Origin of the sequence: Nocardia farcinica, from assembly GCF_001182745.1 — a bacterium.
Taxonomy (GTDB): Bacteria; Actinomycetota; Actinomycetes; order Mycobacteriales; family Mycobacteriaceae; genus Nocardia; species Nocardia farcinica.
The window spans coordinates 273,264-287,405 of sequence record NZ_LN868939.1 but is presented as its reverse complement, the minus strand read 5'-3'; the positions used below and the strand labels follow the sequence as shown (position 1 = coordinate 287,405).

General features: G+C 71.5%; 15 protein-coding genes. 12 read left to right on the top strand and 3 right to left on the bottom strand.

Annotated elements, in window-relative coordinates; all coding sequences use genetic code 11:
- The 6 genes from AMO33_RS18455 to AMO33_RS18430 are packed head-to-tail and all read left to right on the top strand — an operon-like array spanning position 1 to position 5,316.
- The gene (locus AMO33_RS18455; RefSeq protein ID WP_060593718.1) at positions 1-1,065 is read left to right on the top strand and encodes an acyl-CoA dehydrogenase family protein; all 1,065 of its coding nucleotides are present in this window, start codon (positions 1-3) and stop codon (positions 1,063-1,065) included.
- Positions 1,050-2,219: an acyl-CoA dehydrogenase family protein gene (locus AMO33_RS18450; RefSeq protein WP_011206979.1), complete on the top strand. Its 1,170-nt coding sequence runs from the start codon at positions 1,050-1,052 to the stop codon at positions 2,217-2,219. Before AMO33_RS18455 ends, AMO33_RS18450 begins: the two co-directional genes overlap by 16 nt.
- 43 nt (positions 2,220-2,262) lie before the next feature.
- Complete coding sequence (locus AMO33_RS18445; RefSeq protein ID WP_060593717.1) at positions 2,263-3,195, top strand: bifunctional MaoC family dehydratase N-terminal/OB-fold nucleic acid binding domain-containing protein; 933 nt, start codon at positions 2,263-2,265, stop codon at positions 3,193-3,195.
- Positions 3,192-3,629 (top strand): MaoC family dehydratase, encoded by a 438-nt coding sequence (locus AMO33_RS18440; RefSeq protein WP_011206981.1) that lies wholly within the window; start codon positions 3,192-3,194, stop codon positions 3,627-3,629. The genes AMO33_RS18445 and AMO33_RS18440 overlap by 4 nt, the downstream gene beginning before the upstream one ends.
- Positions 3,619-4,815: a lipid-transfer protein gene (locus AMO33_RS18435; protein WP_011206982.1), complete on the top strand. Its 1,197-nt coding sequence runs from the start codon at positions 3,619-3,621 to the stop codon at positions 4,813-4,815. Before AMO33_RS18440 ends, AMO33_RS18435 begins: the two co-directional genes overlap by 11 nt.
- A 45-nt stretch (positions 4,816-4,860) precedes the next feature.
- Complete coding sequence (locus AMO33_RS18430; RefSeq protein WP_060593716.1) at positions 4,861-5,316, top strand: NUDIX hydrolase; 456 nt, start codon at positions 4,861-4,863, stop codon at positions 5,314-5,316.
- Here AMO33_RS18430 and AMO33_RS18425 read toward each other — a convergent pair.
- Positions 5,313-5,897: a TetR/AcrR family transcriptional regulator gene (locus AMO33_RS18425; RefSeq protein ID WP_060593715.1), complete on the bottom strand. Its 585-nt coding sequence runs from the start codon at positions 5,895-5,897 to the stop codon at positions 5,313-5,315. The two genes, AMO33_RS18430 and AMO33_RS18425, sit on opposite strands and share 4 nt — an antisense overlap.
- 79 nt (positions 5,898-5,976) lie before the next feature.
- On the opposite strand from AMO33_RS18425, the gene zapE reads away from it, so the two are divergent.
- The 6 genes from zapE (at position 5,977) to AMO33_RS18395 (ending at position 11,213) form a co-directional block, all read left to right on the top strand.
- Positions 5,977-6,927: a cell division protein ZapE gene (gene zapE, locus AMO33_RS18420; RefSeq protein ID WP_060593714.1), complete on the top strand. Its 951-nt coding sequence runs from the start codon at positions 5,977-5,979 to the stop codon at positions 6,925-6,927.
- A 157-nt stretch (positions 6,928-7,084) separates the two neighbouring features.
- Complete coding sequence (locus AMO33_RS18415; RefSeq protein ID WP_076573967.1) at positions 7,085-8,020, top strand: DUF4129 domain-containing protein; 936 nt, start codon at positions 7,085-7,087, stop codon at positions 8,018-8,020.
- On the top strand, positions 8,017-8,514 hold the full coding sequence (locus AMO33_RS18410; protein ID WP_011206987.1) for a hypothetical protein: 498 nt from the start codon (positions 8,017-8,019) through the stop codon (positions 8,512-8,514). Before AMO33_RS18415 ends, AMO33_RS18410 begins: the two co-directional genes overlap by 4 nt.
- A 10-nt stretch (positions 8,515-8,524) precedes the next feature.
- Positions 8,525-9,487, top strand: coding sequence for an AAA family ATPase (locus tag AMO33_RS18405; RefSeq protein ID WP_060593713.1), 963 nt, complete (start codon positions 8,525-8,527; stop codon positions 9,485-9,487).
- Entirely contained in the window at positions 9,484-10,758 is a 1,275-nt protein-coding gene (locus tag AMO33_RS18400; RefSeq protein ID WP_060593712.1) for a DUF58 domain-containing protein, read from the top strand. Before AMO33_RS18405 ends, AMO33_RS18400 begins: the two co-directional genes overlap by 4 nt.
- Complete coding sequence (locus AMO33_RS18395; protein ID WP_060593711.1) at positions 10,755-11,213, top strand: hypothetical protein; 459 nt, start codon at positions 10,755-10,757, stop codon at positions 11,211-11,213. The genes AMO33_RS18400 and AMO33_RS18395 overlap by 4 nt, the downstream gene beginning before the upstream one ends.
- 86 nt (positions 11,214-11,299) lie before the next feature.
- Here AMO33_RS18395 and AMO33_RS18390 read toward each other — a convergent pair whose 3' ends face one another.
- Together AMO33_RS18390 and kstD are read right to left on the bottom strand one after the other, a co-directional pair.
- A complete protein-coding gene (locus AMO33_RS18390; protein WP_060593710.1) occupies positions 11,300-12,160 on the bottom strand; it encodes a MaoC family dehydratase in 861 nt (286 codons plus the stop codon).
- Between the two features lie 193 nt (positions 12,161-12,353).
- Entirely contained in the window at positions 12,354-14,078 is a 1,725-nt protein-coding gene (gene kstD / locus AMO33_RS18385; protein WP_060593709.1) for a 3-oxosteroid 1-dehydrogenase, read from the bottom strand.
- Positions 14,079-14,142: the final 64 nt, after the last annotated feature.

The following is a 14,142-nucleotide window of genomic DNA, read 5'->3' as shown; positions in this document are numbered from 1 at the left end:
GTGGATTTCACCAGGGACGAGGGCCAGGACGCCGTCGCCGAGGTCGTCGTCGGATTGCTCGAGCGCGAGCCCGCCCGCGACATGGGGCTGTGGCCGAGCCTCGTCGAGACCGGCCTGCTGGGGCTGGCGCTGCCGGAGCGCTTCGGCGGTGACGGGATGGGGCAGGCGGAGATCTCCGTGCTGCTCACCGAACTCGCCACCGATGCCGTCGCCGTGCCCGCCCTGCCGACGCTCGGATTCGGGTTGCTGCCGCTGCTACCGGTGCTGCCGGACGCGGTCGCCGAAGTGGTCTACCCCGAAGTCGGCAAGGGCGCGGTGCTCACCGCCGCGCTGAGCGAGCCCGGCCGCCCGTTCACCACCTCGCCGAAGACCACCGCGGTCGCCGACGGCGCCGTGGTGCGGGTCAGCGGGCACAAGATCGCCGTGCCCTACGCCGAGGAGGCCCGCTGGCTGCTGATCCCGACCGACGCCGGTATCGCCCTCGTCGACGGCGACGCCGAGGGGCTGACCCGCACCGCCTCGCCCGCCTCCGGTGGTCTGCCGGAATGCACGGTACGGCTGGCGGATGTGGCGATCCCGGCGGAGCGGCTGCTGCCCGGCGACCTGGCCGACCTGCACCGCTACGCGGTGTCGGCGATCGGGTCGGTGGCCGACGGGCTGCTGAAGGGTGCGCTCACGCTCACCGCCGAGCACCTGCGCACCCGCCGCCAGTTCGGCAGGCCGTTGGCGGAGTTCCAGGCGGTGGCCCAGGAGGTCGCCGATCTGTATGTCGTCTCCCGCACCCTGCACGCGGTCGCGGTCTCCGCGAGCTGGGCGCTCGCGCAGGAGGAGGGCGACGCGGACCACCGCGCGCGCGTCGACGACGACCTCGACGTGCTCGCCTACACGGTGGCCGCGGAATTGCCCGCGGCCATGCAGAAGTGTCATCACCTGCACGGCGGCCTCGGCGTCGACATCACCCATCCGATGCACCGCTACTACTCACAGGCCAAGGACCTCGCCCGCTGGCTCGGCGGCGAATCGCTGCGCCTGGATCGTCTAGGAGCAAGATGTTCATCGATCTGACCGCCGAGCAGCGCGCGCTGCGCGACGAATTGCGTTCCTACTTCGCGGGTCTGGTGACCCCGGAGGAAGAAGCCGAGATGGCGGTCAACCGCCACGGCGACGCCTACCGCGCCGTGGTGCGCCGGATGGGCCGCGACGGCTGGCTGGGTGTTGGCTGGCCGAAGGAGTTCGGCGGGCAGGGCTTCGGCCCGGTCGAACAGCAGATCTTCTACAACGAGGCGGTGCGCGCCGACGTGCCGCTGCCGCTGGTGACACTGCTGACCGTCGGACCGACGTTGCAGGTGTACGGTACCGAGGAACAGAAGCAGAAGTTCCTGCCCGCCATCCTCACCGGCGACATCCACTTCGCCATCGGCTACTCCGAACCCGAGGCGGGCACCGACCTGGCGGCGCTGCGCACCAGCGCCGTGCGCGACGCCTCCGGCGACTGGATCGTCAACGGGCAGAAGATCTTCACCACCGGCGCGCACGAGGCCGACTACATCTGGCTGGCCTGCCGCACCGGCACCGTGGAATCGCGCCACCGCGGCATCACCATCCTGATCGTCGACACCAAGGATCCCGGCTACAGCTGGACGCCGATCATCACCTGCGACGGCGCGCACCACACCAACGCCACCTATTTCGACAACGTCCGGGTACCGGCGAACATGCTGGTGGGCGAGGAGAACCGGGGCTGGCAGCTGATCACCACCCAGCTCAACCACGAGCGTGTCGGCCTCGGCCCCTCGGGCAAGATCGAGCAGCTCTACGACCGCGTGCGCGAGTGGGCCGCCGCCCAGGGCGTGCTCGCCGAGCCGGACGTGCGCCGCACGCTCGGCCGGGTGCACGCGATGGTGCGGCTCAACGAACTGCTGAACTGGCAGGTCGCCGGAACCGCGGAGCGCGCGGACGCCGACCAGTCGCAGGTCATCGCCGACGCCTCGGCCACCAAGGTGTTCTCCACCGAGAAGTTGCAGGAGGCGGGCCGGCTGGTGGAGGAGATCGTGGGCCGCTACGGCGACCCCGCCGAACCGGCCACCGCGGAACTGCTGGGCTGGCTGGACCGGCGCACCAAGCAGAACCTGGTGGTGACCTTCGGCGGCGGCGTCAACGAGATCATGCGCGAACTCGTCGCCACCGCCGGGCTGAAGCTGCCGCGCGTGCCGCGCTGACCCGGCGTATCCGACCCCCCTACCGACAGAGAAGGAGCCGCGCGTGCCGGACACGACGACGCCGGAGGCCATCGTCGCCGCCGCGGAGCAGATCATCGCGGCGGGCGAGTGCGCACCGCGCCTTGCGCGCGACCCGGTCAACCAGCCGATGATCAACAACTGGGTGGAGGCCATCGGCGACACCAACCCGATCTACGTCGACGAGGCCGCCGCCCGCGCCGCCGGCCACCCCGGCATCGTCGCCCCGCCCGCGATGGCGCAGGTCTGGACGATGTTCGGGCTGGGCGGCGTCCGCCCGCCCGACGATCCGATGGCGCAGACCAACGACCTGCTCGACGCCGCGGGCTACACCTCGGTGGTGGGTACCAACTGCGAGCAGATCTACCACCGCTACCTGGTGCCCGGCGAACAGGTCACCGTGACCAGCAGGCTGGACAGCATCTCCGGCCCCAAGCGGACCGGACTGGGGGAGGGGTGGTTCGTCACCTTCCGCACCCTCTGGTACGTCGGCGACGAACTCGTCACCGAGATGCTGTTCCGCATCCTGAAGTTCGCACCGCGACCCGCCGCCGAGCGGCCCGCGGGCGAGCGGGTCAAGCCGCTGGTCTCCCACGACACCGAATTCTTCTGGGCAGGCACGAAACTCGGCGAGTTGCGGATCCAGCGCCTGCCCGACGGCACGCTGCGGCATCCGCCGATCCCGGCGGTGTGGAAGGACAAATCCGAACAGACCGACTACGTGGTCGCCAGCGGCCGCGGCACCGTGTTCAGCTACGTGGTGCACCACGCGCCGAAGGTGCCCGGACGGCAGCTGCCGTTCGTGGTCGCCCTGGTGGAACTGGAGGAAGGGGTGCGCATGCTGGGCGAACTGCGCGGCATCGACCCCGGTGAGGTGCGCGTCGGCCTGCCGGTCGAGGTGGCCTTCGAACAACTCGACGACGACGCCACGCTGCCCTACTGGAAGGTGACGGCATGACCGAGACGACCGACGCACCGCCGATCCCGGCGCGGATCGAGGTGGGCACGACGCTGCCCGAACTGGTCATCCACGCCGATCCGACCTTCGTGATCAGCACCGCGATCGCCACCCGCGATTTCCAGGACGTGCACCACGATCGCGACAAGGCGGTCGCGCGGGGCTCGAAGGACATCTTCGTCAACATCCTCACCGACACCGGCCTGGTGCAGCGCTTCGTCACCGACTGGGCGGGTCCTCGCGCGGTCGTCAAGTCCATCGCGCTGCGCCTGGGCGTGCCGCTGTACGCGGGGGACACGCTCACCCTGACCGGCACCGTCACCGAGGTGTCGGACACCGACGTCACCATCGCCGTCGTCGGCCGCGACAGTCTCGGCGACCACATCACGGCGACCGCCGTCATCGGCTTCACCGGAGGCAGTCTTGACCAGTAAATCGCCGGCCGACCGTTCCCCCCTGAGCGGCCGCGCCGCCATCGTCGGGATCGGCGCCACCGACTTCTCCAAGGAGTCCGGGCGCAGCGAATTGCGGCTGGCCGCCGAGGCCGTGCACGCGGCGCTGGCCGACGCCGGGCTCACCGCGGCCGATGTGGACGGGCTCACCACGTTCACGATGGACAACAACACCCAGGCCGCCGTCGCCCGCGCGACCGGCATCCCGCAGCTCACCTTCTTCAGCCACATCGGCTACGGCGGCGGCGCCGCCTGCGCGACCGTGCAGCAGGCCGCGATGGCGGTGGCCACCGGGGTGGCCGAGGTGGTGGTGGCCTACCGAGCGTTCAACGAGCGGTCGGTCTCGCGGTTCGGGCAGTTCTCCACCGCGCTGGCCACCGCGCCCACCTCCTCCGGCATCGACGCGGGCTGGTCCTACCCGCACGGCCTCGGCACGCCCGCCGCGCAGGTCGCCATGGTGGCCCGCCGCTACATGCACGTCTACGGCGCCACCAGCGAGGATTTCGGCCGGGTCGCGGTGGCCGACCGCAAGCACGCCGCGGTCAACCCGGACGCGTTCTTCTACGGCAAGCCGATCACCCTCGAGGACCACCAGCGCTCCCGCTGGATCGCCGAACCGTTGCATCTGCTCGACTGCTGCCAGGAATCCGACGGCGGGGTGGCCATCGTGGTCACCAGCGTGGAACGAGCCCGCGACCTGCCGCAGAAGCCCGCGGTGATCGTCGGTGCCGCCCAGGGTTCCGGGGCGGACCAGTACGTGATGACCAGCTACTACCGCGACGCCATGACCGGCCTGCCGGAGATGGGCCTGGTCGGGCAGCAGCTGTGGGCGCAGAGCGGGCTCGGCCCGCAGGACATGCAGGCCGCGATCCTCTACGACCACTTCACCCCGTTCGTGCTCATGCAGCTCGAGGAACTCGGGTTCTGCGGGCGCGGCGAGGCCAGGGACTTCATCGCCGACGGCGCCATCGAGCACGGTGGCAGGCTGCCGCTGAACACGCACGGCGGCCAGCTCGGCGAGGCCTACATCCACGGCATGAACGGCATCACCGAGGCGGTGCGGCAGATCCGCGGCACGTCGGTGAACCAGGTCGAGGGACTGGCGAACATCGTGGTCACCGCGGGCACCGGCGTGCCGACCTCGGGGCTGGTGCTCAGCGCGGGCTGAGTCGCCCGCGCTACCGTGGCTGCGGTCCCCGCGCGAAGGAGTCCGATGACCGTCCGCCACTTCGTCGATGTGCACGTGCTGCTGGTGCGCGACGGCTCGCTGCTGCTGAGCCGCCGCCGGAGCGCGGACCGCTTCGACGGGCGCTGGCATCTGCCCGCGGGCAAGCTGGAGGCGGGCGAACCCGCCCGCGCCGGCGCCGCGCGGGAGGCGCTCGAGGAGGTGGGCGTCCGGATCGATCCGGCCGACCTGCGGCTCGTGCACACCGCGCACGTCGTGGACGTGGGCCTGGAACCGCGACTCGGGTTGTTCTTCCTGGCCGAACGATGGACGGGCGAGCCGGTCAATCGGGAGCCGGACAAGTGCTACGAGCTGCGCTGGTTCGCGCTCGACGCGCTGCCCGCGGACGTGATCGACTATCCCGCGGCCGGTGTCCGGGCACTGCGTTCCGGCCGGCCGTACTCCGAGATCGGCTGGGCGGCAGTACCTCCGGGGGAGCCCTAGCGGCCACGCACCCCGCGCAGGTAGGCCGTCACCAGGCCGGTGAGCTGTGCGCGGCTCTCCGCTGTGCCCGCCACCAGGGCGCGCCGGTGGCCCGCGAACCGGTCGAACACCGCGCCCTCTAGCACGGCGACGAAGTCGAGCGCGGCCCGATGAGGATCTCCGATTCCCCAGGCGGCGAACAGTTCTCGGACCCGCTCCACCGAGAACAGCCCGGCGGCCAGCCGCTCGCGCAGTTCGGTATCCGCGCCGAGCTCGAGGATCAGGGCGTGCCGGACGAGCAGCTGCGCGCGGCGGGCGGCCAGCAGGTCGTCGAGCCAGTTCCCGATGCCGTCGGCCACCGCGTCGACGTCGTCCGAGGCAGCGAGTCCGGCCTCCCGGAAATCCGCACGCGAGCGTTCGGCGATGTGGTCGACCACCGCGGCCAGCAGCGCCCGCCTGGTGCGGAAGTAGTACGACGCCGATCCGGCGGGCAGCGCCAGCGCGCGGTCGAGCGCGCGGTGGGTGAGTGCCCGGATGCCTGCGTCGGCGATCAGGTCGACGGCCGTCGCCACGATCTGTGTGCGCCGGCCGTCTGTGGACATCGTCACCTCCGCTGGTCGTCTCGCGCGTCCCCCTCTACAACTGTAGAGGAGACGGCGGTGACGACAGGAGGAGGTCGCGGTGAGCGGGATCGTGGAACTCGATGCCGGGCAGCGCGCGGCGGCGGACCGGCTGGCCGCGCTGCTCGACGGCGGTCGGCCACGCCGTCGTGCCCGGGGCGTCTACCTGCACGGGCGCCCCGGCCGTGGCAAGACCATGCTGATGGACCACCTCCTCGCCGCCGCGACCCGCACCCGAACGCGCCGTTGGCATTTCCACGAGTTCTTCGCGCTGCTGCACCGCGCCCGGCAGGACACCGGGTCCGTCGACGGCGCACTGACCGCGTTGATCGGGGATGCCGAACTGGTGTGCTTCGACGAATTCCACGCCGACGACATCGGCGACGCCATGCTGGTGGCCCGGCTGCTCGACGCGCTGTTCGCCCGCCGCGTCCCGCTGGTCGTCACCTCGAACCAGCGTCCGGAGCAGCTGCTGCCCAATCCGCTGTTCCACGACCGCTTCCTGCCCGTCATCGCGGCCATCCGCGCGCACCTGGACGTGGTGGCCGTGGACGGTCCACTGGATTACCGCAGGCACGGCTCCGGCCGGACCGCAGCCGGATTCGCGGCCGGCCGGTATCTGCTGGGTGGCCCGCCCTGTGCGGCGACGACCGCGGTGCGGATCGGCGCGCACACCGTGCCGGTGCACGCGGCCACCGCGGGCACCCTGGTGGCGTCGTTCACCGACCTGTGCGGCAGCGCGGTGTCGGCCGCGGACTACGTGGCGCTCGCCGCCCGGTTCGAGCGCTGGGTGATCGGCGCCGTCCCGCTGCTGCGCACCGTGCACGCGGACCTGGTGACCCGCTGGATCACCCTGATCGACGTGCTCTACGACGCCGACCGGCCGGTCATCGTCCATGCCGCCGCGCCGCCGGCCGTGCTGGCGGCGGGGATGCCCGCCGGTAGCGACCTCGACCGGACGGTCAGCAGACTCTATGAGATTTCACAGCCGGCGGTCCGCGGGGCTGTGTGATCATCACCCCGCCGTCGACCTGCGGCGACGCCGCGCATCCGGGGCGCTCGAACTCTGCGATTCGGTCCCGGGCGGACCGTCCGGCATGTAACTATGTGGCTGTTTCGAGCAGTTCTCAGGTTTGGTGGTAATGCTGGTGGCTCGGGCGCGTGCGCCGATGACCCGCGTGATCGTGCTGATCATGCTGATCGCGGTCGCCACCGTCGCGTTGCGCGGTCACATCCCCGGCGCTCCCGCCGCCGGACCGGCCGAACCGGGCCCGCCGTCGGCGCTCACCGTCGCCCTGATGCCCGTGCTGCTGACCGTCTCGATCGTGGTGTTGCTGGCGGGCGTGCTCGCCAGCCAGCACCGGTTACCGCTGAGCATGCCCGAGCCCGAGCGCGAACCGGAACCCGTGCAGTGGCGGCTGGGCCGCACGGGCCTGCTGGTGCTGGCGGCCCTCACCGCGTTCGCCCTGCTCGTCGCCGCCGCCTCGGCGGTCTTCTTCGTCGTGCTCCCGGCACAGGCTCCCACCGAGCCCGCCCCGGCCACCGGGAGCGGTGCGCCACCGGAACCCGCACCCACCGGCGCGCCGTCGCCCGGTTCCGGTGCGGCCGAACTCAGTGGCACCGCCCTGACCCTGGCGGTCGTCGCCGCCGTCGCGCTGGTCGCCGTCGCCTGCGCCGGGCTGCTGGCGGTCGCGTTGGCGACCCGGCGCCGGGCACGCGAGACCGTCCTGGTCGAGGCGCCCGCGCCCCCGGCCGAAGTCGGTTCGCTGGCCCGCGCCGCCGAGATGGGCCTGGCCGCGATGAACGCCCCCGGCCAGGACCCGCGCACCGCGATCATCGCCTGCTACGTCGCCATGGAGCGCGGTCTCGCCTCCGGCCGCGCCGCCGCCCCCTTGGCCTCCGACACCCCGATGGAGGTGCTGGCCCGCGCCTTCGAACGCGGCGCCCTGCACGACACCTCCGCCCGCGAGCTGGTGGCATTGTTCGAGGAGGCGCGGTTCAGCCCACACGCCATGCTCGAATGGCAGCGCATGCGCGCCGAGCAACTGCTGCGCGTCGTGCTCGCCGACCTGCAGGGCGAGATGCCGCAGGAGGAGACGGTATGACCAGGACCGCCGTCGCGGTCACCGCGATCGGCGCGGTACTGCTGCTGGAGGCGATCGCCGCGGCCCGGCTGCGCGAGGCGCTGCTGCCGCTGGCCGCCGTGCCGGTCGCGATCGCGCTGGTGCTGCTGCTGGCGTCGCTGCGGGAGCGCACCGCGCGCGCCGCCGACGACCGCGCCGACGAGATCGACAACGGCCCGGTGGAGATGCTGCGGCGCTGGGAGGCCAGGGCGCAGATGCTCGCCGACCGCGCCGACGGCACCCGCGCCGACTGGGACCGGCATCTGCGGCCCCTGTTGGCCAAGGAATTCGAGCTGTCCGCCGGCATGCGGGTGGCCAAGAACCGCCGCGCGATGGAGGCCGCGGGCCTGCACCAGTTCGGCCCGGAGTTGTGGCGGTGGGTCGACCCGGCGAACTCCGAGCTGCGCGACCAGACGACCCCCGCCCCCGGCCGGGCCGCGCTGGACGAGATCCTGCACCGCCTGCAGAGAATGTGAGACGAGTGCCATGACCATGCCCTTGGACGTGACGGTCCAGCGTGCCGAGGCGGTGCTGCGGGAACTGTCCCGCGTCGTCGTCGGCAAACAGGAAGAGCTGCGGCTGATCATGATCGCCGTGCTCTCCGGCGGCCACGTGCTCATCGAGGACCTGCCCGGCCTCGGCAAGACCCTCATCGCCCGGTCCTTCGCCGCCGCGCTCGGCCTCGAGTTCACCCGCGTGCAGTTCACCCCCGACCTGCTGCCCGCCGACCTGCTCGGTTCCACCATCTACGACATGAACTCCGGCCGGTTCAACTTCCGGCGCGGGCCGGTGTTCACCAACGTGCTGCTGGCCGACGAGGTCAACCGCACCCCGCCCAAGACCCAGGCCGCCCTGCTGGAGGCGATGGCCGAGGGACAGGTCAGCATCGACGGCGAAACCTTCCCGCTGCCACAGCCTTTCATCGTGCTGGCCACCGACAACCCGATCGAGTACGAGGGCACCTACCCGCTGCCGGAAGCGCAGCTCGACCGCTTCGCCGTGCAGCTGCGGCTGGGCTATCTCTCCGAGGCCGACGAGACCCAGATGATCCGGCGCAGGCTCGAGCGCGGTTCGGTGCAGCCGGAGGTCGACCAGGTCGTCGACGCGCACGCGTTGCTGGAGATGCGCCAGTCCGTCGAATACGTCTCCGTGCACCCCGACGTGGTCGGGTACGTGGTGGCCCTGGCCGGGGCCACCCGCGGGCATCCCCAGGTGGAGGTGGGGGCGAGCCCGCGCGCCGAACTGGACCTGGTGCAGATGGCCCGTGCCCGTGCCCTGCTGCTCGGCCGCGACTACGTCATCCCGGAAGACGTGAAGGCGCTGGCGATTCCGGCGATGGCGCACCGCATCACGCTGCGCCCGGAGATGTGGGTGCGCCGGGTGCGCGGCGAGGACGTGATCGGCGAACTGCTGCGCAGGCTCCCGGTGCCGCGCGCCACCACGACATGAGACACCGCGACGCCGAGACCACCGTCGAGGCCGAACTGCGCTGGCAGCCCGCCCCGCTGGTCTACATGCTCGCCGGCTGCGCGGCCGTCGCGTTGCTGGCGGCGGTGGTGTTCGCGCGGTGGCAGCCGGTGGTGTTCGCGGCGCCGCTGCTCGGAGTGCTCGCCACCGCGCCGTGGCAGCGTTCGCCCACCCGGATCGAGGTCGACGGCGGCGGCACCCAGCGGTGCTTCGAGACCGAGGAGGTGGTGTGCACGGTCGCCGCCTTCGTCGAATCCGGGCACGCGCTGCTGCGCATCACCCCCGAACCGGTGCCGGGGCTCGACGTGACGATCGAGGAGACCAGCGATTCCGGTGCCGCGCCCGCCGGGCTGCGGCTGGCGTTGTCGGCGTCGCGGTGGGGCCGCTATCCGCTGTCGGTGCGGGTGTCGGCACTGAGTCCGGCGGGACTGGCCGTGGCGACCGAGATCCTGCCCGCCGGTGAGCTCTTCGTCTATCCGGTCACCGATCCGCAGCTGATGCGGATGCCGCGCACCGAGCTGCCCGAGCGCCTGGGCACCCACCTGACGCGCAGGCACGGGCCCGGCGTCGAATACGCCGACATCCGCGCATACACCCCGGGCGACCAGCTGCGCACGGTGAACTGGCCGGTCAGCGCCCGGCGGGGACGGCTGTATGTCACCGAACGGCTGACCAACCGGTCCGCCGACGTGGTGGTGCTGATCGACACCTCGCTCCAGGCGCCCGGCCCCGCCAGCGACGCGCTGGAGCTGTCGGTGCGCGGCGCCGCGCAGGTCGTGCAGTCGACGTTGTCGGCGGGCGACCGCACGGCCGTGGTGTGCCTGGGCGAGCAGCCGCGCTGGCTGCGCCCCGACATCGGCCGCCGCCAGTTCTACCGCATCGTCGACACCGTGCTCGCCGTCGGCGACGAACACATCCCGACCACCGGCACGCTCGCCCCGCACGCCGCGGTGCCGTTGGGCGCGATCGTCGTCGCGTTCTCCACACTGCTCGACACCCAATTCGCGCTGGCACTCATCGATCTGCGCAAGCGCGGGCACGTGGTGGTCGTCGTGGACGTGTTGCGCGGCACGCCTTTCCGCGACGGACTCGATCCGACGCTGGCCAGGATGTGGCATCTCGAGCGCGCCACCATGTATCGGGACATGGCGGCGATCGGCGTGGACATCGTGCCGTGGCCCGAGGACGTGCGGCTGGACCAGGTGATGCGCCTGCTGCCCGAGCACCGCCGTAGTACGAGGGTGCGCCGATGACCCGATTCCTCGCCGCGCTCGCCGGTGCGCTCCTGGTCGCCGCCGTCGCGCTGATCTTCGCCCCCGCCGCGCTGCCCGCGCTGGTCCTGGTGGTGCTGAGCTGGTGGTTCCGGTCCGCCGCGGTGGGCGCGGTGCTGCTCACCGTCGCCGTGCTCGCGCTGGCCGCGGACATCGGCGTGGTCGAAGCCGCCGCCACCGGCCTGGTCGCCACCGCCTACCTGCTCAACGCCGCCACCGTCGCCGCCCCCGCCGGCGTCGTCCCCACCACACTTCCGTCGGTCCTCGGCGCCGTCGGCGGCACCGCCTGCGCCGCCACCGCCGCCGTCCTCCCGCTCCACCTCGCCTGGCTCCCCGCCCTCGCCCCGGTGGCCGTCATCGCCCTCTACGCCGTCCTCGTCCCCACCCTCACCCCCCGCCCCACCCCGGCCGCCACGCCGAGCACCCGCCGGGAATGACGACTACTACGTCACCGAAAGCGAACTCGTCATCGTGGTGGTGGGCGGGCACTATGCCGAGTAGCCCGCCCACCCGGCGGGGTCCGCTACTGGAAGGTCAAGGTGACGTCGCCGAGGACCGGGGCGTCGTCGCGGTCGGCCACCGTGGCGGCGATCGTCAATTCGCCCGCGCCGCGCCAGATCCGGGCGCGGATGGTCTCGCCGGGGAACAGCACACCGGCGAAGCGGGCCCGGAAACCCGTGACGCGGGTGGCGTCGGAGTCGAGCACGGTGTCGGTGGCGGCCTTGCAGACCAGGCCGTAGGTGCACAGGCCGTGCAGGATCGGCGCGGGGAACCCGGCCGCCTTGGCGAACGCCGGGTCCGAGTGCAGCGGATTGCGGTCGCCGAGCATCCGGTACAGCAGGGCCTGCTGCGGCAGGGTGGGAATCGCGACCTCGGCGTCGGGATCGCGGTCGGGCAGTTCGGTTCTGGTACTCGGCCCGCGTTCACCGCCGAATCCGCCCTCGCCCTTGGCGAAGATCGACGAGCGGGTCGTCCACAGCGGTGCGCCGTCGGAGCCGGTGATGGTGTGCTCCTGCACGATCACCGCGGCCGAACCCTTGTCCCACAGCTCGCTGATCCGGCCGGTGCTGGTCGCCTTGCCCGCCGCCGGAATCGGCCGGTGCACCTGCACCTCCTGGTAGGCGTGCACCACCTTGGCCAGATCGATGTCGATGCCGGGGAAGCTCACCTTCGGTGGCTCGGTCTCGTGCAGGGTCTGCGCCACGGTCGCGAAGGTGGGCAGCACCTGCGGCTCGCGATCGTCGAGGTAGCGCAGTTCGGCCTCGTCGGTCCAGCGGGTCCCCGCGCCCAGCCCCAGGTGGTAGAGCTGCACGTCGGAGGGGGTCCACGCGAACTCGCGGCTCGGCAGCTGCGCGCCGAGGGCGACGGACGGATCGATGGGCATGGGGAAATCTCCTTGTGGATACGTGGGGACGGCCGGACCGTGCCTCCATCCTGAGGGGAGAGCTCCGGTCCGGGAAGACCGGAGCCCATCAGGCGGACAGGTGGTGCACCGCTGACCGCTCAGGCTGTGCCTGTTGTGCCTGAGCGGGGCGGCTTCGTGGTGACGCTGCGCTGCCGCCTCCGCCGCTGACCGCTCAGGCTGTGCCCGAAGCGGCTGGGGACTGCTCGTTCTTGCGCGCGAGGATGTCGAGTACCGAGAGGTAGCCGAAGGTGATGGCCGGTCCGATGGTGGCGCCGGGCCCGGCGTAGGTGTGGCCCATCACCGGCGTCGAGCAGTTGCCCGAGGCGTACAGGCCGGGGATCGGCGAGCCGTCCTCGCGCAGCACCCGCCCGGACTCGTCGGCCACCAGGCCGCCCTTGGTGCCGAGATCGCCCGGCACGATCTTTGCCGCGTAGAACGGGCCCTGCACCAGCGCGGCCAGGCACGGATTGGGCTTCACCGTCGGGTCGCCGTAGTAGCGGTCGTAGTGGCTGTCGCCGCGGCCGAAGTCCTCGTCCTTGCCGGTCTCGGCGAACTTGTTGAACCGCTCGACGGTCGCGGTCAGATTGCCCACCGGCACGCCGATCAGTTCGGCCAGTTCGGCGAGGGTGTCGGCCTTGACGATGTTCTGATCTTCCATCCAGCGGGACGGGAAGCGCTGTCCGGGCTGGAGTCCGGCGAATATGTAGCGGTTGCGGTAGCGCTGGTCGAACACCAGCCACGCGGGGATGTTCTCCCCGGGCCCTTCACCCTGCCCGTATTCACCGCCGTACATCGCGTGCACGGCCTCGACGTAAGGAGCGGACTCATTCGCGAACCGCTTGCCTTGCGCGTTGACGATGACGCATCCGGGCAGATTCCGTTCCGCCAGCGCGAACCACGGCCGACCGCCCTTGAAGATCGTCGGACCCCACCAGGCATCCTCCATGAAGTCCACGTCGGCGCCGATCTCCATGCCCGCGCGGATGCCGTCGCCGGTGTTGGCCGCCGCGCCCGTCGTCCATTCGGTGGTGATGGGCTGGCGCTGGTATTTCGCGCGCATCTCCGCGTTGTGCTCGAATCCGCCGCTGCCGAGCACCACCCCGTAGCGCGCCGAGAACACCACCGGCTCGCCGTCGTGCAGCGCCTCCACGCCGGTCACCCGGCCGTCCTCGACCACCAGCTTCGTCATCGGGGTGTTCAGCAGCAGCGGCACGTTCGCATCCATCAGCCCCTTGCGCATGGCGGCGATGATGGCCTGGCCCATGCCGACGATGTGCTTGCCGGTGAACTTGGCCCAGTAGGTGCGCGCTCCGACGCGCATGGCCCGCAGCATGCCCTTCGGGTGGCGGCGGATCAGGTTGAGCCGCACGAAGTCGGCCTGCATGACGACCACGTTCAGCGGCGCCTTGGCGTAGGCGGGCTCGAGCTTGTCCTTCTCCGGTCCGAGCACCTTCAGGTCGAACGGCTTGGGCTCGCACGAGCGGCCCTCGCCGCGCCCGCCCGGCGCCTCCGGGTAGTAGTCGGAGTATCCGGGCACCCACTTCATCTGCAGCGGGGTGTGGTCGAGCACGAAATCGAAGGCTTCGGCGCCCCGGTCGATGTAGGTGTCGATCCGTTCCTTGGGCACCACGTCGCCGATGATGCTGTGCAGGTAGGTGCGGGCTTCCTCACGGTCGTCGGGACGACCGGAGGCGCGCAGCGCCTTGTTCCCGGGAATCCACACGCCACCGCCGGACCGGGCGGTCGAGCCACCGTAGTGCGCCGCTTTCTCGAGGACGACCACGCGCAGGCCGTGGTGCGCGGCGGTGAGGGCGGCGGTCATACCGGCGGCGCCGCTGCCGACCACCACCACGTCGTAGCTGTGTGGGTCCAGAACCGGATCAGTCATGTAGAACACGTTATAGAATGGACGCGCCTTTGGTCTATGTTGAGTGGCAGAAGACCTGCTCGGCGTTCCATCT